Origin of the sequence: Shewanella algidipiscicola (assembly GCF_900380485.1) — a bacterium.
Classification (GTDB): Bacteria; Pseudomonadota; Gammaproteobacteria; order Enterobacterales; family Shewanellaceae; genus Shewanella; species Shewanella algidipiscicola.
In genome coordinates, this window is record NZ_OXJV01000016.1 from 308,727 (window position 1) to 327,802 (window position 19,076).

The following is a 19,076-nucleotide window of genomic DNA, read 5'->3' on the forward strand; positions in this document are numbered from 1 at the left end:
ATATACGGGGCTAAAAATACTGCCTAAGCGACCGTCATCTTGGCTCTGCTCATATTAGCAGATCACAGTTTAACCAGTACTCGCCCTGTCACCTGCCCTTTAACAATCTTATCGGCAAATTCTGGCACTTGAGCTAGGCTCACTTGCTGACAGGCCTGCTGGTAAAACTGCTCAGGTAAACGCGCAATCACCTCTTGCCACGCGGCTTGGCGCTTTTCAAAGGGGCAAGAGACCGAGTCGATACCCAGTAGGCTCACCCCGCGCAAAATAAAGGGCATCACTGTGGTGGGCAGTGCAAATCCGCCCGCCAGACCACAGATGGCCGCGGCGCCGCCATAGTGAATTTGCGCCAATGCTTTAGCTAAAATTTTATCGCCAACGGTGTCGACCACACCAGCCCAACGCTGGGCCTCTAAGGGTTTAGCATCTTGCTGTAACTCAGCGCGATCGATCACCTCTGCCGCACCCAACTGTTTGAGCATAGGGCCATTTTTTTCGACGCGGCCACTGCAGGCCACCACACGATAACCCGCGCTGGCAAGCAAGGTCACCGCAACCGAGCCGACACCACCACTGGCGCCAGTGACGAGCACGTCACCTTGATCTGGCGTCACTCCGGCGCGTTGCAATGCCTGCACACACAACATGGCGGTAAGCCCCGCCGTGCCTATCATCATGGCTTTGGCGGCATCACACCCTGCAGGCATGGGGACTAACCAGTCGGCGTTGACGCGCGCTTTTTGCGCCATTCCACCCCAATGGTTTTCCCCTACGCCCCAACCGGTCAAAATCACTTCATCACCCACTTGGTAACGTGGATCTGCCGATTCACTCACCACGCCCGCAAAATCGATGCCCGGTACCATAGGAAACTGGCGGATAATTTTGCCAGTGCCTGTCACCGCGAGGCCGTCTTTATAATTAAGCGACGAATAGGCAACATCAACCACCACATCGCCAGCGGGAAGCTGATCTTCGCTCAATTGCGTCACACTGGCGTGAGTCACTTTAGCTTGCTGAGTTAACACTAATGCATCAAACATGCTTCTCTCCCAACTGATTTAAATCAGTGATTATTGATGGTACAAGCTCATTGGCACTCACCTTAATGGTGATAACGCCACACAAGCAAGTGGTGACATTGTCTATGGTTAGCTTCGTGAGCTGGCGCATTGACATCATATTAGCTTAGCGCGGTCAATCACATATTTGGCTCACATCAGGCCATGCCGCTAAGTTCACTTCAGCCCTAAGACCTTTAATTTACGGTACAGCGCATTACGGCTGATCCCCAAACGTTTGGCGCACAAACTCACATTGCCCTGACACTCCTGATACAAGGCGGCGACGTTGGCATTAATGGTGGCATTAAGGGATTGCCCCGCTTTTGACTGACTCTCTTCAAGCACTGACTCTATCGGCAATAGATGATCGGCCACACGCAACTGTTGCTGCATATGATCAGGCAGGTGATGCCACGCTAATACCTCATCCCCCTCGGCCAACAAACACGCCACTTGCATCACATTATCTAGCTGACGCAAATTACCCGGCCAAGCGTAACATAACAGCCGCGCCAACAGTTCGGCGCATAATGCTTGCGGCGCCACCCGATAACGTTTGTGTAATTTATCGATGATCCGCGCCTTATCCAGACGATCGCGCAGCGCTGGGAGCTCTACTTGCAGGCCATTGAGTCGATAATATAAGTCTTGCCTAAATAAGCCTTTCTCGACCAGAGATGCTAAATTCATATGGGTGGCGGCAATCACTTGAATATCGACGTTAAAGGTGTGATTACTCCCCACAGGCACCACCTCGCGCTCTTGCAATACCCGCAACAAGCGCGCTTGCGCCGCAAGGGGCATTTCGCCCACTTCGTCGAGAAACAAAAAGCCGCCATCGGCTTGACGGATCTTGCCCAAGTAACCACTGCGACTGGCGCCAGTAAACGCGCCCCCCTGATAACCAAACAGCTCTGATTCCACCAGTTCGCTCGGTAAGGCGGCGCAATTGACCGCCACTAATGGATGCTGGCTTCGGCTACTCTGGTGATGCAACTTTTTGATAAACTGCTCTTTACCGACCCCAGTTTCGCCACACACTAATAGCGGAATATTGCGTTTAACCACCTTGTTGGCCTGCTGCCAGGCGCGCTCCAATTGTGGATCACGAAAACGCACGCCTATCTGCTGACTCACCAGATGAGAACGGCTGCTGGGCACTAACTCTTGGGTCTTAAGGTGTAAACTTTGATGTTGTAATAATTGTTCAGGGCGATGCCATTGCTGCCCCAGATATTGACGAATATCATCACCCACCTTGGCGCTCTGCAGCAGTTTATGAGCCATAGGGTTACAGCCCAAAATTTTACCCTCGGCATTAGCGACTACTATGCCTTGCCACCCCGAGGCGATAAGCGAAGCTTGCTCAGCTAAGTCAATACGATAGTGACTACCGGGAAGATGGCATAATAGCGCCGTTTCAACCTGCTGAGCTAAGCTGGCGATCAACAGCAGAGTCTGCTGACTATGGCGTTGTTGTTCGCTGGTGATGTCGATGGCGCCGAGCATCTCTCCCGTGGGCGAAAAAATGGGCGTGGCGGTGCAGCTCATAAAGCGATGCTGACGAATAAAGTGCTGCTCGCCAATCACTGACACGGCTTGTTTTGAGGTTAGCGCCGTACCAATGGCGTTAGTGCCTCGGTGCTGTTCATGCCAATTGACCCCGATATCCAGCGCCACATTAGCTAGCTTACTAGAATATTGTGCCACCCCCCAATGACGTAGCACATAGCCTTCGTTGTCTGACAAAATAAGGCGGCTCTGAGTATGGGCCATTAATTGATGAAACAAGGGTAAGGCGTGCTGCTCAACGAGGGCGATTAACTTGCGATAAAGTTCGTGACGTTCGGCGAGCGCATCGCTCTCTAAACGCACGGCTTGTGGCAGCCGAGTTTCTGATAATCCTGCACCTTGGCTGCGTGACCAAGAGTCAGATAACCAAGCCTCTGTCTGTGGAGCAATCGTCATAACAGTGTTCCATTTTGGCACAACAGATGTGCACTTATGTCACAGTGCGACTACCCTTCCAGTGCTACCTATTACTGGAACTCGCACATTCAGACATCAAAAATTAGCTTTTCATCATACTGTTACAAAACAATCAACACAACTCCTGCCAGTTTGGCGCGCACCTTGTAACGTGATCTATGTAATAGAGGCAGGTAAGTGACTCACAAGCGTCAGGCAAGTACCTGCTTAGCCCTGTTTTATCGAGCAATAAGTCCAGTCGCTCACTATAACAACCGCGCACAAGATGGCGGCACGAAATAAGACTCAAACCAATACTCAAACCAATACAAGGAAGCAGCATGATTTATACAAAACCTGGTAGCGCCGACTCACTCGTCACATTCAAAAGCCAGTACGATAACTTTATCGGTGGTAAATGGGTCGCACCTGTCGGCGGTGAATATTTTACTAACAGCTCGCCAGTTGATGGCCAAGCGTTTTGCCAAGTGCCGCGCTCAGATGCAAGAGATATTGAATTAGCGCTCGACGCCGCCCATGCCGCCAAAGACGCTTGGGGCAAAACCTCGGCGACCGAACGCTCAAACGTATTACTGCGCATTGCCGATCGCGTCGAGCAAAATATCGAATACCTTGCGGTAGCCGAAACCTGGGAAAACGGTAAGGCGGTGCGCGAAACCCTGAACGCCGATCTGCCGCTGTTTGTTGATCACTTTCGCTACTTTGCTGGCTGTATTCGCGCCCAAGAAGGCAGTGCGGCGGACATTGATAACAACATGGTTGCCTACCACTTCCCTGAGCCATTAGGTGTGGTCGGGCAAATTATTCCTTGGAACTTCCCCCTACTGATGGCCGCATGGAAAATCGCCCCCGCACTCGCCGCCGGTAACTGCATCGTCCTTAAGCCTGCAGAGCAGACACCTGCCTCTATCTTAGTGATGCTTGAGCTGATTGAAGATCTGCTTCCCGCAGGTGTGCTCAACGTAGTTAACGGTTTTGGTAAAGAAGCGGGCCAAGCACTCGCCACCAGCTCACGCATTGCAAAATTGGCCTTTACCGGTTCGACCCAAATAGGCCATCACATCTTAAAATGCGCCGCCGAATCCTTAATCCCATCGACAGTAGAGCTAGGTGGTAAATCACCTAACATCTTCTTTGCCGATGTGATGGATCATGAAGATGAATACCTAGATAAGGCGATCGAGGGTATGTTACTGGCCTTCTTTAACCAAGGCGAAGTCTGCACCTGTCCATCGCGGGTATTGGTGGCCGAATCGATTTACGATAAGTTTATCGAGCGGGTTATCGCCCGAGCTAAAACCATCAAGCAGGGCAATCCACTCGACACCGACACCCAAGTGGGCGCACAAGCCTCTAAAGAGCAGTTCGATAAAATTCTGAGCTACATCGACATCGGCCGCAACGAAGGCGCCGAAGTGATCATTGGCGGTGAACTTTGCCAGCTCAGCGGTGAGCAGAGCAGTGGTTTTTATATTAATCCAACCATCCTCAAAGGCACCAACAATATGCGCGTGTTCCAAGAGGAGATCTTTGGCCCGGTTATTTCAATGACCACCTTTAAAGATGAAGCAGAGGCACTGGCTATCGCCAATGATACGCAGTTTGGCTTAGGCGCCGGCGTATGGACCCGCGATATGAATCGCGCCCAACGTATGGGCCGTGGCATACAGGCTGGCCGTGTATGGATAAACTGCTACCACGCCTACCCAGCCCATGCGGCCTTTGGTGGTTACAAGCAGTCGGGCATCGGCCGAGAAAACCATAAGATGATGCTAGCCCACTACCAAAACACCAAAAACATGCTGGTTAGCTACTCGACCAGCCCATTAGGTTTCTTCTAATCTCACTCAGCCATGGCCAAATCCTTTCATCTTGGGGGATTTGGCCTGGTTGTTATCAAGCCCTACCTGCAAACTCACAGCGCCAATCGAGATCTCACCTTCAATAAAAACTAAGATATCACCCTGCGGATTTCCAGATTGGAAACGATCCATTAGCGGTTTTTCACTGTTAGCCCAAACGCGAACCACGTAAATTATATCCATACTCTTTTTGTGGATACCTATCATGACCCTACTCAATACACTGGCAAGCATAGTTAGCGACCCTCATCTCTCTCCCAAGCAAAAATCGAACTATCTGGCCTTAGAGGCTGAAGCGAGTTTGCCCTATGTCGCTGTGTCCGATGCCGTAACCGCGGCCATGCAAGCGGGGATTATTTGCGACATGTTTGAAGGCCACGCCCCCTTTAAACCACGCTATGTGCTGCCCGATTATGCGAAATTTCTGCGCCAAGGCTCCGCCCACTTAGAGCTCGCCGCCGCGACAGATTTAGATGAAGCGATCAACGCACTGATCATCCTCTATCATCATGTGCCATCGGTCACTAATATGCCTGTGTATCTGGGTCAGCTAGATGAACTCCTCATGCCCTACGTTGACGGCGTTGATGAACAAACCTTATATCGCAAGCTGAAAAACGTGTGGATCATGCTCGATCGCACCCTGCCCGACGCCTTTGTGCACGTTAATATCGGCCCAAGCGATAATATCGTTTGCCGCACCCTGCTTAAAATCGATGCCGAGCTTAAACAGGTCGTGCCTAACTTGACCTTTATGTACGACCCGGCCACCACGCCCGATGACCTGCTGTTGATGGCAGCTAGCAATATTTGTGAATGTAATAAGCCCCACATCGCCAACTACCCACTGCACGCCAGCGCCTTTGACGCTAAAGGGTTCGGCATTGTCAGCTGTTATAACGCGCTGCCACTCGCCGGCGGCGCCAATACCTTGGTCCGGATTAATCTAAAACAGGTGGTCAGTCAGGCAAGTAGCATTGATGCCTTCTTTGAACATACTCTGCCAACCTACTGTGCCCTCGCCTATGAGCTCATCGAAGCCCGGGCTAAATTCCTCCATCAAGAGTCGCATTTTTTCGACAGTTTCTTGGTAAAAGAGGGGCTTATTGAGCCGTCGCGTTTCGCCCCCATGTTTGGTATTTACGGCATGGCCGAAGCGGTGGATATCCTGCTTGGCAATGCGCCCATATCTGAGCAGATGAGCGACAAACCCAGTAAACATTACGGCCATCACGACGGCGCCAACCAGCTGGGCTACCGGATATCGAAAGCCTTAGATGCCATAGTTAAATCGACGCCTGTGACTTACGGTTATAACGATCGCGCCCTACTGCATTCGCAAAGCGGTATCAGCCTCGATGTGGATGTCACCCCCGGCGTACGTATTCCCTATGGCACCGAGCCCAATCCCGTGGCACATATTCAAGCGTTAGCGCCGCACCATCAATATTACACCTCAGGGATAAGCGATATTCTCACCATAGATGCTACCGTGAAGCAAAACCCAGAGGCCATGCTGCAACTCTGCAAGGGTGCATTCAACTTAGGCTTTCGTGAGTTTAGCGCCAATGTTGCCTCTAACGACTTAATTCGCGTTACCGGCTACATGATAAAACTCTCGGATATCGCCGCCTTTAAACAGCAAGGCTCGCGCACTAACACCACAGGGCTAGGCGCCGAAGCAGCGCAGAATACCGGCATACTCAAGCGTCAGCCGAGAGTGGCCGCCCTTGAACTAACGCCGCAATACGCTGAGTAAAGCTGTTGTGGATCATGTAAGTTGAATGGCAGTGAGTAAAGCTGTTATGAGTAAGGTAGCCGTGGATAAAGTAGCAGACAGAAAAACCACAGAGCGTGAAGCTAATGTACATCGATCATCGGCAAGTCCATTGGCCAATGTCAGCCAGATCTTGCCCTTCTCCTGTGTCGACGGGCCGGGCAGTCGGCTGGTGATCTTTTTGCAAGGGTGTAATTACAGCTGTAAAAACTGTCATAACCCCCACACCATCACGCCCTGCGATCATTGCGGCGACTGTATTCCCGCCTGCCCACAGGCGGCGCTCGCCTTAGATAGCAGCGGCGTGAAACCACGTATTGTGTGGGATAGCCAACGCTGCAACCAGTGTGATGCGTGTTTGTCAGCCTGCAGTAAACAATCTAACCCGAAAACCCAGCAATACAGTGTCGATCAACTACTGGCGCAGATCCGCATTAACCTACCCTTTATCAACGGCATCACGGTTAGCGGCGGCGAAGCCAGCTTACAGCTGCCATTTGTTATCGCGTTATTTAAGGCGATAAAAGCCAGCCCGCAACTTAGCCACCTCAGCTGTATGCTCGACACCAACGGCAGCCTAAGTCACACAGGTTGGCACAAACTATTGCCTTATCTCGACGGCGCTATGGTCGATTTAAAAGCGTGGCAGCAAGAGACCCACAACTACATCACCGGACGCGATAACCACAGGGTTTTCCAGTCACTGACCCTATTAGCCCAACATAATAAGTTGTACGAAGTGCGCCTACTGCATATCCCCGGCATCAGTGATTTCGACCGAGAGGTCGATGCCCTGTCCCACTACCTTAACAAGCTACCCAAAACAGTACGTATTAAACTCAATGCCTTTCATCATCACGGCGTTACGGGTGAAGCGAAGAACTGGCCAAACTGCCATGAAGCCGATATCCAGCAGCTCGCCACACAGCTGTCGCAGCGAGGAGTGAAGCATTTGGTTTTGCCCAGTGTGTATTTGTAAGGTGATTGAGCTTATAGCGCCAATCGCCCATCTTTAGTTTTTGAGCGTCAAGCTGACTTTGGTATTTAAAAGGATATTTGAAACCATGACTTTATGGTTTATCAATTGCCTGCAGCAGGTGCAGCGCAGGGATGCGCAAATGCCGAGATCACAGGATGTGAGTGAACGACCCATTCGTGCAGGTGCTTCTTCGGCATCGCTGTAAACCCATCCCTGGGCGCTCTGCGATTTCATCCCTGAAATCGAAGGCCTCAGCCGCACCTACACCGAGTTCTTAATCTCTTCGATTTGACCTTACTAGTGTCACTCGGACAATCAAAAGCTAAATTGTTTTTGGACAATAATGAGTTTCGAAGAATCGAATATTAGCAATTCATGAATAATGTCAGGTATGGAAAAGACGCTTAGTAAGGAGCCCAGTCCTACTGGCGAAGACTAGAACGTCTGTTTTTATGTATTTCGAGACTTGAGCTCCCTATTAGTCGGGTGGTTTATCGTTTAGACGCAAGTTTAATATTTTTAATTATTTAAAGCATTAGCCTTACTTTTTACCCAAGTATTAAACTTTATTAATATCAAGTGGGTAAAATCTACCTGACTAATCTACACTTTCTACTTATTACAAGTCATTTTTCATAGTTCCTTGGAGGGGAAACATAATGAGGCTCTCACCTTTGGCATTCGCTTTACTATCTGTCAGTTGTACCACTTTGGCTGCAAGCCCAACAAAATCTTTTGCGGATAGAATCTATGTTGGCGGAGATATTATTACGGTCAACGACTCTGACCTTACCGCTGAGGCTCTAGCCATTAAGAATGGTCGAATTTTAGCTGTCGGCAAAGAATCGGAACTGATGAAGTTACGAGATGATAAGACGAAAATTTTTGATTTAGATGGAAAAACCATGATCCCGGGCTTCATTGATGGCCATGGACATGTTTTTAACACGGGCATTCAAGCTTTATCTGCGAACTTACTTGCCGATCCTGATGGTAATGTGAATAGTATTGCGTCGCTGCAAGAAGAACTAAGATCTTGGGTGGCGAAGCCAGAAAATGGCAAGCATGGAATCATCCTGGGGTTTGGTTATGATGACTCACAGCTAAAAGAGCAAAGGCATCCTACTCGGCAAGAATTGGATGAAGTATCTAAAGACCTTCCGATACTTATTATTCATCAGTCAGGTCACTTAGCGACGTTGAACACTAAAGCATTAGAGTTGGCAGGTTTGAAATCAGAGAGTACCGATCCTGATGGCGGTAAGATTCGTCGTGAGAGTGATGGGAAAACACCTAATGGTGTGCTGGAAGAAACCGCTTTCTTTGGGACCTTGCTACCACTGCTTTCCAAACTCAATGCCAAAGAGAATGAAGCCATTTTTAAAGCGGGTATGGAGCTTTACGCGAGTTTTGGTTATACCACAGCTCAGGAAGGTCGCGCTTCGATTTCGGCAGTGAAAACCATGTACAACTTAGCTCAAGAGAAAAAACTCCCTATCGATGTAGCCGCGTATCCCGATATTCAAGTAGCTCAAGAAGTTATCTCTCCTCCGTATTACTCAAGCGAGTATTCTAATGGATTTCGCGTTGCTGGGGCTAAGCTTAATCTAGACGGTTCTCCTCAGGGGAAGACTGCATGGTTAACTGAGCCTTACCTTGTTCCACCTGTCGGTCAAGAACAAGACTACAAAGGTTACCCGAGTATGAGTGATGAAAAAGCCGCCGAGTATATTGAGTTAGCCCAACGTAATGAATGGCAGTTGTTAACCCATGTCAATGGTGATGCTGCAATTGATCAATTGCTTAACGGTATTGAAGCGAGTCAGAAAAAGCTCGGTATACCAGACCGAGGTTTTATCGCGATACATGCTCAGACCGCTCGTAAAGATCAAGTAGAACGATTTAAGCAATTAGGCGTTTTTCCGTCGTTCTTTCCAATGCATACCTTCTACTGGGGTGATTGGCACATGAGTTCCGTTTTAGGTAAAGGTCGTGCAGAAAATATCTCGCCTACCGGCTGGGCACGAGATTTGGGGATGATCTATACGTCTCACCATGATTCCCCTGTGGCTTTTCCTAACTCAATGCGTGTTTATTCTGCGACAGTTAACCGTGTGAGTCGTAGTGGTCAGGTTTTGGGACCTAAACAACGCGTATCGGCGCTGGACGGATTAAAATCGCAAACACTATGGGCGGCAACTCAATACAAAGAAGAGAAAAACAAAGGCTCTCTGGAAGTTGGGAAGCTTGCAGACCTAGTTATATTGTCTGATAACCCACTAACGGCAAAACCCGAAATACTTTCTGATATCAAAGTGTTAGAAACTATAAAAGAGGGTCAAACGATTTACTCAATTGACCAACAAGTCGCATTAGGTAGCTGTATAAACACCAAACGATGTCAGGAAATCGCAACTACGGCAATGATTTCTGCAGGGCTATTGCATCACTCACATTGATTTATTGTTTCATATGTTTAGTCGTAAACATAAAAATAGGAAGTCATTTGTTCTTCCTATTTTTTGCTAGCCCGTAACTACATAAAAAAAGTAAGCCATCCATAGTTAATCAATAATAAAAAAAGTAAGCCATCCATAGTTAATCAATAACATAGCACCATTATTTGCAGATTACTCCTATGCCGCCCATGATAGGCATCATAAATGAGAAAACTCGTCAAAATGGCAACTGGGGAGCATCAGATAAGTTTGAATTGATGAAAAGAAGACAAAAAGGCAGAATTTAAGGCATCACAAATTGACCTGACTGACAGGCCTAGTACAGAAGTGGGAAGCGGCTAAATACTAGCTGAACTGAAGATGCTGACAACTGCCTGCAAAGTGCCTTCGTCGTTTTTCTAGGTGAGTATAATAGTCATCAAGCTCTTGCAATGAGCCAACGGGCCCTCTAAAAAGTTTGCCAAAATCAGTCGTTAATTTTAGCCAGTTTTCGACGGGGAGATTAAGCCTTTGTAAGATATTTTTAGCACTTTTAGACATAGCGCCTCGTTTATCTTCTCGGATAACTCTTCCGGTTTCATCCACCAACTCAAGGTAATCTTTAAAGCTGAACGCTATGCCTTTCGGTTGTTGTGCTCGCTCATTGCCAATAAACGCCAAAAGATGCTTAGGCTGCTCACCTTTCAGTGCAGCATTAACACGTAATTGGATACTGGTGTAGTCACTGTGCTCTGGAGTACTGGCCATCTTGGCTCTAACNGGGTTTAACTCAACATACGCCATACAAGCTAACAGTGCNGNTTCATCAAGTAAGGCCTGGCTTTTAAAGCGACCCTCCCAAAAATGCCCNGTGCAGTTATCCTCCATGTTGGCTTGCCTAGCGATGGGCTCATTGAGGCAGCGCATAAACCAACTGATATCACTGAGNCTTGAACGATATGTGGCAATAAGGTGTTTTAACTGGCTAACGTAATGCACTTCAATTAGCTCACCTTTGGCAAAGCGTTGAGTTAGGTCATTACCAGTAAACAACTTATNCCACTGTTCAACCACTTGCCTATCTGACCAGTTATTNGCCGTCTCGATATCGATATGAAGCACTAGGTGAAGATGATTACTCATGACACAATAGGCCGCNACATCAATGGCAAACACTTCTGACAGCTTGAGTATTTGGGCTTCAACCCAGCCACGGCGATGGTCATAGTTTTTACCCGTGTATTGGTCTTCTCCGCATAAGAACGCACGGCGAACAACGCGGCTACAACAATGATAATAGGGGGTGTCTTCGATACTTATTTGAGTTCTGCGAGGGCGTGGCATAACAACCTCCTTGTCTAATGCTCCTTCAAAGCATAGCCGGAGGTTAACTTCTGCGCCATTAACGATGGATGTCTCAGTAACTCATGTAAGCATAAATTGGATCTTCTAATGCAACATAACTAATACTTTTTGCAACGAAATCAAAATCAGGAATGACAACTCCAAGCCCTATATTCACTATTGAAGCGATCCAAATGATATGAGCTTGTTTCAGTAACCAGTAGTTTAGATTTTTCACCGTACTTCCTTTTTCGGCTAACGCCGCATTAAGATGTGAGCAACGCTACCACCGAACCTAAACCATACCACCGTAAACACAAAACCCAACGATGACACCAAAGGTGCCAAGCGTTGGGAATCATTCTTAAATGCTTTGTTATATGCTATTTCTTATGTTGTTGCTGTGGGGTTTGGTCCTTAGATTTTTTAACATACTCAGTGGTTTGCGGACGTTCATTGGACTGTTGTGGTTGCTTTTGCTCTGTCATTTTAATACCTCGGTTAGAATTGTTATGACTCCTAAGAATCCAATAGCCCAAGCACTATAGATTAGCTCATCATATGAGTGCTCAAGGTTTATTGATTTATCATCAATAACTTTTGTTAATTGCTTCAACGTATCAACGTAGCAATCAAAGATATATGCATCACGCTCACATGCGCTCGAATCTCGTAGGTAAACAGCAACATTTTCCTGTTTCGGTAATACGGGGCAATCCCCTATCTTGATCGCTAAGATTGCATGTCCCCAAGAACAAACCAAGCAAAGAGATGCAATACAAAATAGTGCTAACTGAACCCACATCCACGGGGTATTCGGTGAAAACAATGAATCTTTTGCAAACGCTCCCCAAGCAGCTAGAACACTGACAACTGCTGTCAAAAACGCTAGAAACTTTGAGCACTTTTCTTCAAAATGCTTAAAACGGTCTTGCTCTTCAGCATAGCGTTCCTTTAAATATTCGAGCGTGTCGATACCCACATCCCATTCGTTAAATAGTCAAAAAATATCGTACTCTAAACTACTCGCATTCACTGTGACCAATTCAATAGTTTCGATTAGAGTCAATCACTGCGCTTGCATATAACGCCTTGCTCACCGGAAAATCGGGAGCGTAGCGAGTGATTTTTCCGAGTGCAGCAACTTGTTAGGAGCCTACTGCGCTAAGCAATGACTGCTGTAGCTGGTTTAAAATTTCAAATTCACTCGGCTTGAAATTTCTTTTTAGCGAACGCATAAGATCATCCCCGTTTCTGCATCCAGCTTTCGGCGCGAGCTTATTCAGTAGTTCTTTACCCGGAAGTAACAACAGCGCAGCAGTGATATCTCTATTATTAATAGCAGAGTCAATTCTTGTTATCTCCTCCGTAAGCAGGTTCTGCAATGCTTCTACATCGCATATTTCGATAGCTTTCTTAACCTCTTCTTCGGCTGCACCTTTTAACTCTTCAATCAACTGATCAGCGCTTTCTGATTTAGCGAGAACTTTCTTAGTTAAGCTGACGCCTAGAGTTATTTTTGATTTAGAAAACACTCTCTTAGCAGCAATGTTAAGCTTTGAGGATTCTAAACTTGAAAAAATATGATCCTCTACTTCTTTGGGAGTTAATTCTTTCTCTTGTGAACCTATTCTATTGCCAACAGCAATTATAACTTCTGGTATACAAAGGAATGATTCTGCCTCATGAAAAGGTAATGGTACGATTCCTTGTTTTTCAAAATTAGACAAATATTCTGGTGATCTATAATCTGAATCTATTACACCAACAAGCGAAATTTTTGTTGAGATTTTTGACCATAGCCCTGACTTTCCAACAATATCGATTACGTCTGTACACCCACCACCCGGATATATTTCAATTGAATTCTCTTCCGTTAACCACCTGTAGAAAATTGAATCGTATGACTTATCATGGCCTTCCGTAACGATTACTTTATTAGTAGAAAGAATTCCTGGTAATCCGCCCAAGAAAGCTGAAAGCTCTACTCTTTCTAGATCTTCAAAGCTATCAACACGCGTGATTTTATCTGCATCATCACTTAAAACATAAACTGCATTAACATTCTCCCTAAGAGCAAAGTTGATGCTATGAGATGCGTAAATAAATATTTTTTCGGGGTATTCATTCTCTATAAGAGTCCAAATTCTTTCCGCCAGTTCAGGGTGTAGATTTAACTCCGGTTCATCGACAATGATTATTTCATGAGCTTCATTGAGTCCTATGAAATCAGCAAGAATTGAAAACACCTGTTTTTCGCCATCAGAAAATTGAGACGGACTATATTCAATTCCATTTTTATTGGCTATTAACTTCCTTGCCTCAGTATTAAATGTAAGTTCAATGAGCGGGAATATTTCATTGAACATTTCAAACATTTTATCAAGTGGTGGCTGACTCCTTGTTGGACATTCACCATTAGAACCTGACTCAATCCACTCTTCAACACTATCTGAATGTCTAGATTTTTCTTCCTGACCTTGTTTATCCAGCACTATCAATGCATCAAAGACTCTATCAGCTAAGGATGATTTTCTCTTGTTCTCGTGTTGGGTTTTAGCTTGATCGAGTCGGTCGTACTGTTGGAAGTTTTGCCGACTTAGCTGAAGGGTATCGTTAATCTTTATTGTTCGGCCACCTTCAACATATACGAGATTATTCTGTCCCTGATTGATAAAATGCTGCCGAATCTCATTGAGAAATGTGGATTTACCCGCACCGTTTGCGCCAAGAAAGACGTTTACAGCTGAGAATTCAAACTCAAATCCTTCATATTTTTGTGAAATATACTTCATGGTACGTTTTCCCAATGGCTCCTAACGCCGCCAGCACGCGCGGCTTTGTAGTGAAGGCGAAGCCGCAGCGAAAAAGACGTCGCCGTGCCTGGCCTTGTTAAATTTTTATAGCGCCATATGCAACAGTGGATATGGCTTACCCTGTCCATCAACTGGTGAGCGACCTATGACTTTAAAGCCAATATGTTGGTAAAAACCCAGCGCCTGCTCATTTTGCTCATTTACATCGACCTTTGATGCGCCTTGCTCCTTGATAGCATGAGCTGACAGTAAAGCACCAATACCTTTTCCTCGAGCATCAGGGGAGATGAACAACATCTCAATATTACCGTCATGGACGCCGCAAAATCCCTGAATTTCACCATGCGCATTCTTCACGCACCTTAAGTCAACGGCGTCAAAATAATGCTCAAGAATTAGTGGCTTTAACTCTTGTAGATCATCCTCAGCCAGAAAATCATGCGTTGCTCTGACCGATGCTTCCCAGACTTCTATCAGCTTAAAGTGATCTGCTTTTTCTACGATCTCGATATTCATCACTAAACCCGATTGAAAATTTAACAGCTTATTGATTAGCAGCAGGATAACCTCCTGCTTTCTTGTAAGTCTCTTCGTCAAAATATCACTTGTAAGTGTTTGTTGTAAATATATTTTTAACAAAAAAATACAGGTTAAACATGACAATTTAACATATAAAAAAGATGCATAGGTGTTTACGAGGTCTGCATAGCACTTTTATATATATTACAAACTATTGATAATAATGAGTTAATGTTTAACAGTTAGTATTATCGATGCGCCAATCCAACGATTTATGCATCTTTTTCATAGTAATTATCTTAACTTGAACTATAACTGTATATACATACAGTGCGCTAGTGAGGTAACGGTTATGGGGCAATTAACATTTTTGGAGGCTATACGGACAGAGATCAGGGTACGCCATTACAGCTATCAAACAGAAAAATCCTACCTCTATTGGAACCGCTATTTCATTCGACATTGCAATATTCGTCATGGCGCTGATATAACCCCCGCTTTGATTGAACAATTTCTCTGCTTTTTAGCTGTGGCGTGTGAAGTGTCGGCGAGCACCCAGAAACAGGCCCTATGTGCCATTGTATTTGCTTGTCGCCATGTGTTAAACGTTGAGCCCAATGAGTTACAATTTCCCTATGCAAAAGCCCCTAAACGAATACCGCAGGTATTGTCTAACGAAGAAGCAAAACTGATCATCAGCAATTTGTCAGGCTACCACTATTTAATTGGTGCCATCCTATTTGGCTCAGGCCTAAGATTAAAGGAAGCCCTAAAACTTAGGGTAAAAGATATTGATCTAACCACTAAATCTATCTTTGTGTACCGAGGTAAAGGGCAAAAAGATCGAGTTTGTATGCTACCTAACGGATTGATTGATGCTCTAAAGTCACAAATAAAACAGGTAAAAAAGCTCCACGAGACGGATTTGTCAGATGGCTTTGGACTTGCTTCATTGCCCATCTCTCTCATCAGAAAATACCGCAGTAACGCCTCTAAGTTTCATTGGCAATATATCTTTCCTGCTAGCCGCCGTTGTATGCACCCAAGTGACAACTACGTGTGCAGACACCATATTCATCCAACGGCTTTTTCACGTGCATTAAGGCAAGCTACCACTAACAGTGGTATAGATAAGCGCGTTACCGCCCATACTTTCCGCCATTCATTTGCAACATCTTTATTACTCAAAGGGCATGATATTCGTACCATCCAAGAGTTATTGGGACACAGTGATGTCAAAACAACCGAGATATATACCCATGTGATTGGTGGCCATCATACTGGGGTAATAAGCCCTCTTGATAGTCTTTAAGGCATACTACAAGACAAGTTACTAGGGCCTTATCTTTTGCTTTCCGCATTAATAAATATAAGGTAAACACAGAAACACAAAGTTCGAATGAGTAATTGTTCTAAATGATAAAGGGGCAAAAGCATGTTAGCTTTCTACTCGCCACTCACACCAAATGCAGTCAAATCGAAGAGATGAAATAACCCTGTGTAGATACAGCTGCGGACGTTGATGGCAGGGATACCATCGTCGAGCCTCCACGGATGGCTCACAACGATATCCCTATCTAAAAGCCAGTTCGACAAAATATATCCATATACAAAAGCCAGTTCGACATCCTTGTCTCTCGTTCACGAGTATATAGCTGTCGCCAAGCTCACCCTGTCTCTCGTTCGTGGGCTCAAAGCTACGCTTCACTCACCGTGTAGCAGAAGTGTTTACACATAAGGTCGTTCTTTCACATCCATGTGATCACGACATTTGCGCATCCATGCACTGCACCCGCCGGACAGGCGATTGACCACAGTGAAGGTACGCCTTCAAATACTCTAAACCAATACCAACTAAACCAAACGAAAAAATGACAAACCTTCATTTGAAGGCTAACCCTAAAACCCGAGATCCATCTGTGCAGCATTAAATTCATCTTCACTGTCACTGATGACAGCAGCACTCTCTAACCCTACCGACACACCGAGCAAGCGGATGCCGCGTCCCTCTTGGCGTGCTAACGCTTGCGATAACAGGTCATAAAACAATTTAACCGACACCTGATCGCTGCGATGCTCTATCGTGGTCTGTTTAAAATCATCAAATTTAAGTTTAACCACTTGCTTATGAATACGTCGCGCCGACGCGCTGCGACTAATGCGTGCCCCTAACTCTTGGATAAGTTGCGGCATAACCGATTCACACTGCTCCAAGGTATAGATATCCTTGGCCAGCGTAGTTTCGACTCCCACCGACTTTCGTTCACGATGAGGCGAAATACTGCGATTATCGATCCCTTGTGCTCGCTCGACTAAGACACCACCAAACTTACCGAAACGCTCTATTAACGCCGTTTTAGAACACTGCTGCACATCCAAACAGGTGATTAATCCCATCTGCGCTAACTTGGCGGCAGTGACTTTTCCCACTCCGGGGATCTTTATCAGGGGTAAGGTTTTAACAAACTCGGTTACGGCATCTGGAGTGATCACATATTGGCCATTAGGTTTATTGAGATCGGAGGCAATTTTGGCTAAAAATTTAACCGGGGCGATCCCAGCCGATGCAGTGAGACCTGTAAGGTCAAATATCTCTTGCCTGATCGCTTCTGCAATTAAGGTCGCAGAGCCTTTATGGGCATCGCAATCGGTGACATCTAGGTAGGCTTCATCGAGCGATAAAGGTTCGACTAATTCAGTATAGCGATTAAAGACGCTGCGGATCTGAGTGGAGACCGCTTTATACACATCCATCCGACCCGGCACCAAAATTAAATCGGGACACAACTTTAAGGCATAGGCTGAGGCCATAGCCGATCGTACACCAAATTGCCGAGCCTGATAGTTACAGGTACTGATCACCCCGCGGCGATCGCTGCGCCCGCCCACGGCTATCGGCTTGTCTCTTAACTCGGGAAAATCTCGCATTTCAACTGCCGCATAAAAGCAGTCCATGTCCACATGAATAATCTTTCTCAATGGGCATTACCTCCACCCGCAAGAATACTGTATATTTAAACAGTGCACAAACACTTATCCATGCCAACTCACCTAAACCGGCCACAGCAGTAGACTTAAAGGCCCTACCGCCTTAAGCGTAAACAAAAAACCACAGCATTATGCTGTGGCTTAGATCTAACGTTTTAGCTATCGGCTACTTTTATCCGCCATGATTAGAACAACCAAAGTGAACTTGGAGCAATTCAAATAACCGCGACTTGCACTACCTTAGTTGCAGCCCACAGCTTATAACCTTACATCTTAGACTGCAGGTAATTTTGCAGCCCAATTTTATCGATGAGACCCAGTTGTTTCTCTAACCAATACATGTGATCTGACTCGGTTTCCTCAAGCAGTACCTCGAGTAACTCGCGTGAAGCATAATCTTTATGGGCTTCACATAAGGCGATGGCTTTACGCAGGTTATCGGCAACTTGATACTCATAGTTAAGATCATTTTGCAGCATCTCTTGCGGATCTTTGCCTATGTGCAGTGCTTCACGGCTGGCTACATCGGGCGTCCCCTCGAGAAACAGTATGCGCTCGACCAACTTTTTAGCATGTTCACGCTCATCGTCTGACTCATGGGAAATGCGCTCATGTAGTTCAGTTAAGCCCCAATCATCGTACATCAGCCCGTGTACAAAATATTGATCCATCGCCGACAGTTCACCAGTAAGCAATTGATTAAGTGTATTAATGACGTCTTGATTACCTTTCATCCTAAACTCCTACTCTGACTCTATCTGCGCTTGTAAATAGTTCTGAATCCCTGTCATCTTAATCAAGTCTTGCTGCGCTTCAATCCAATCAAGATAGGTCTCTTCATCTTCGAGAAGATCTTCTAGGATTTCACGGCTGACATAATCTTGCTCAGACTCACATAGACTTATCACGTTACGTAGTTCAATCAATTGTGCTTCTAGCATGGTTTTATCGCATTGCAGCATCTCTTGTGGATTTTCGCCAATATGCAGTTTTTCAAGTTGCTGCAGATTAGGTAGACCTTCGAGAAACAATACCCGCTCAATTAACTTGTCGGCATGTTTCATGTCCTGAATCGACTTTTTATAACATTTTTCGTTGAGCTCTTCTAAACCCCAATTTTTGTACATACGCGCATGTAAAAAGTATTGGTTAATGGCGGTGAGCTCAAATGTCAAAATCTTATTGAGATGCCGAATGACATTCGGATGACCTTTCATAGCAATTATCCTTATGTTCTATGAGAAATAGTGAATATCTGACCACGTTACTAACGCTGACAGTGTCGATGAGCCTCATGCTC

At 46.0% G+C, this 19,076-nt stretch carries 16 protein-coding genes; 5 read left to right on the forward strand and 11 right to left on the reverse strand.

What is annotated here, in order from left to right; genetic code table 11:
* Nucleotides 1–62: 62 nt before the first annotated feature.
* Both acuI and DN599_RS11740 read right to left on the reverse strand, forming a co-directional pair.
* On the reverse strand, nt 63–1,043 hold the full coding sequence (acuI, locus tag DN599_RS11735) for an acrylyl-CoA reductase (NADPH) (RefSeq protein WP_110457774.1): 981 nt from the start codon (nt 1,041–1,043) through the stop codon (nt 63–65).
* 195 nt (nt 1,044–1,238) lie between these two features.
* Nucleotides 1,239–3,032 carry a sigma-54-dependent Fis family transcriptional regulator gene (locus DN599_RS11740; RefSeq protein ID WP_110457775.1) on the reverse strand — a complete coding sequence of 598 codons (1,794 nt, stop codon included), beginning with the start codon at nt 3,030–3,032 and terminating at the stop codon, nt 1,239–1,241.
* Between the two features lie 341 nt (nt 3,033–3,373).
* Between DN599_RS11740 and exaC the strand changes: the two genes are divergently transcribed.
* Entirely contained in the window at nt 3,374–4,894 is a 1,521-nt protein-coding gene (gene exaC / locus DN599_RS11745) for an acetaldehyde dehydrogenase ExaC (protein WP_110457776.1), read from the forward strand.
* A gap of 6 nt (nt 4,895–4,900) precedes the next feature.
* Here exaC and DN599_RS11750 read toward each other — a convergent pair whose 3' ends face one another.
* A complete protein-coding gene (locus tag DN599_RS11750) occupies nt 4,901–5,098 on the reverse strand; it encodes a hypothetical protein (RefSeq protein WP_162599201.1) in 198 nt (65 codons plus the stop codon).
* A 22-nt stretch (nt 5,099–5,120) separates the two neighbouring features.
* On the opposite strand from DN599_RS11750, the gene DN599_RS11755 reads away from it, so the two are divergent.
* From DN599_RS11755 to DN599_RS11765, 3 genes are all read left to right on the forward strand, one after another.
* Nucleotides 5,121–6,674, forward strand: coding sequence for a YjjI family glycine radical enzyme (locus DN599_RS11755; RefSeq protein WP_110457778.1), 1,554 nt, complete (start codon nt 5,121–5,123; stop codon nt 6,672–6,674).
* Between the two features lie 46 nt (nt 6,675–6,720).
* Complete coding sequence (locus DN599_RS11760; RefSeq protein WP_110457867.1) at nt 6,721–7,671, forward strand: YjjW family glycine radical enzyme activase; 951 nt, start codon at nt 6,721–6,723, stop codon at nt 7,669–7,671.
* A 659-nt stretch (nt 7,672–8,330) separates the two neighbouring features.
* A complete protein-coding gene (locus tag DN599_RS11765) occupies nt 8,331–10,130 on the forward strand; it encodes an amidohydrolase (RefSeq protein ID WP_110457779.1) in 1,800 nt (599 codons plus the stop codon).
* A 345-nt stretch (nt 10,131–10,475) separates the two neighbouring features.
* Here the strand turns inward: DN599_RS11765 and DN599_RS11770 are convergent, their stop codons facing one another.
* The 5 genes from DN599_RS11770 to DN599_RS11795 form a co-directional block, all read right to left on the reverse strand.
* Nucleotides 10,476–11,453: a transposase gene (locus DN599_RS11770; RefSeq protein ID WP_110457780.1), complete on the reverse strand. Its 978-nt coding sequence runs from the start codon at nt 11,451–11,453 to the stop codon at nt 10,476–10,478.
* A gap of 73 nt (nt 11,454–11,526) precedes the next feature.
* The gene (locus DN599_RS11775) at nt 11,527–11,691 is read right to left on the reverse strand and encodes a hypothetical protein (RefSeq protein WP_204165126.1); all 165 of its coding nucleotides are present in this window, start codon (nt 11,689–11,691) and stop codon (nt 11,527–11,529) included.
* A 246-nt stretch (nt 11,692–11,937) separates the two neighbouring features.
* The gene (locus DN599_RS11785) at nt 11,938–12,435 is read right to left on the reverse strand and encodes a hypothetical protein (RefSeq protein ID WP_110457782.1); all 498 of its coding nucleotides are present in this window, start codon (nt 12,433–12,435) and stop codon (nt 11,938–11,940) included.
* A gap of 166 nt (nt 12,436–12,601) precedes the next feature.
* Nucleotides 12,602–14,248, reverse strand: a complete 1,647-nt coding sequence (locus tag DN599_RS11790) for an AAA family ATPase (protein ID WP_110457783.1) — start codon at nt 14,246–14,248, stop codon at nt 12,602–12,604.
* A 105-nt stretch (nt 14,249–14,353) separates the two neighbouring features.
* Nucleotides 14,354–14,785, reverse strand: coding sequence for an acetyltransferase (locus DN599_RS11795; protein ID WP_110457784.1), 432 nt, complete (start codon nt 14,783–14,785; stop codon nt 14,354–14,356).
* 355 nt (nt 14,786–15,140) lie between these two features.
* On the opposite strand from DN599_RS11795, the gene DN599_RS11800 reads away from it, so the two are divergent.
* A complete protein-coding gene (locus tag DN599_RS11800) occupies nt 15,141–16,100 on the forward strand; it encodes an integron integrase (RefSeq protein ID WP_110457785.1) in 960 nt (319 codons plus the stop codon).
* A gap of 587 nt (nt 16,101–16,687) precedes the next feature.
* Here DN599_RS11800 and dinB read toward each other — a convergent pair.
* From dinB to bfr (DN599_RS11815), 3 genes are all read right to left on the reverse strand, one after another.
* Complete coding sequence (gene dinB / locus DN599_RS11805) at nt 16,688–17,767, reverse strand: DNA polymerase IV (protein WP_110457786.1); 1,080 nt, start codon at nt 17,765–17,767, stop codon at nt 16,688–16,690.
* A gap of 275 nt (nt 17,768–18,042) precedes the next feature.
* Nucleotides 18,043–18,510, reverse strand: a complete 468-nt coding sequence (gene bfr / locus DN599_RS11810; RefSeq protein WP_110457787.1) for a bacterioferritin — start codon at nt 18,508–18,510, stop codon at nt 18,043–18,045.
* A gap of 9 nt (nt 18,511–18,519) precedes the next feature.
* The gene (gene bfr, locus DN599_RS11815; RefSeq protein ID WP_110457788.1) at nt 18,520–18,993 is read right to left on the reverse strand and encodes a bacterioferritin; all 474 of its coding nucleotides are present in this window, start codon (nt 18,991–18,993) and stop codon (nt 18,520–18,522) included.
* Between the last annotated feature and the right edge of the window lie 83 nt (nt 18,994–19,076).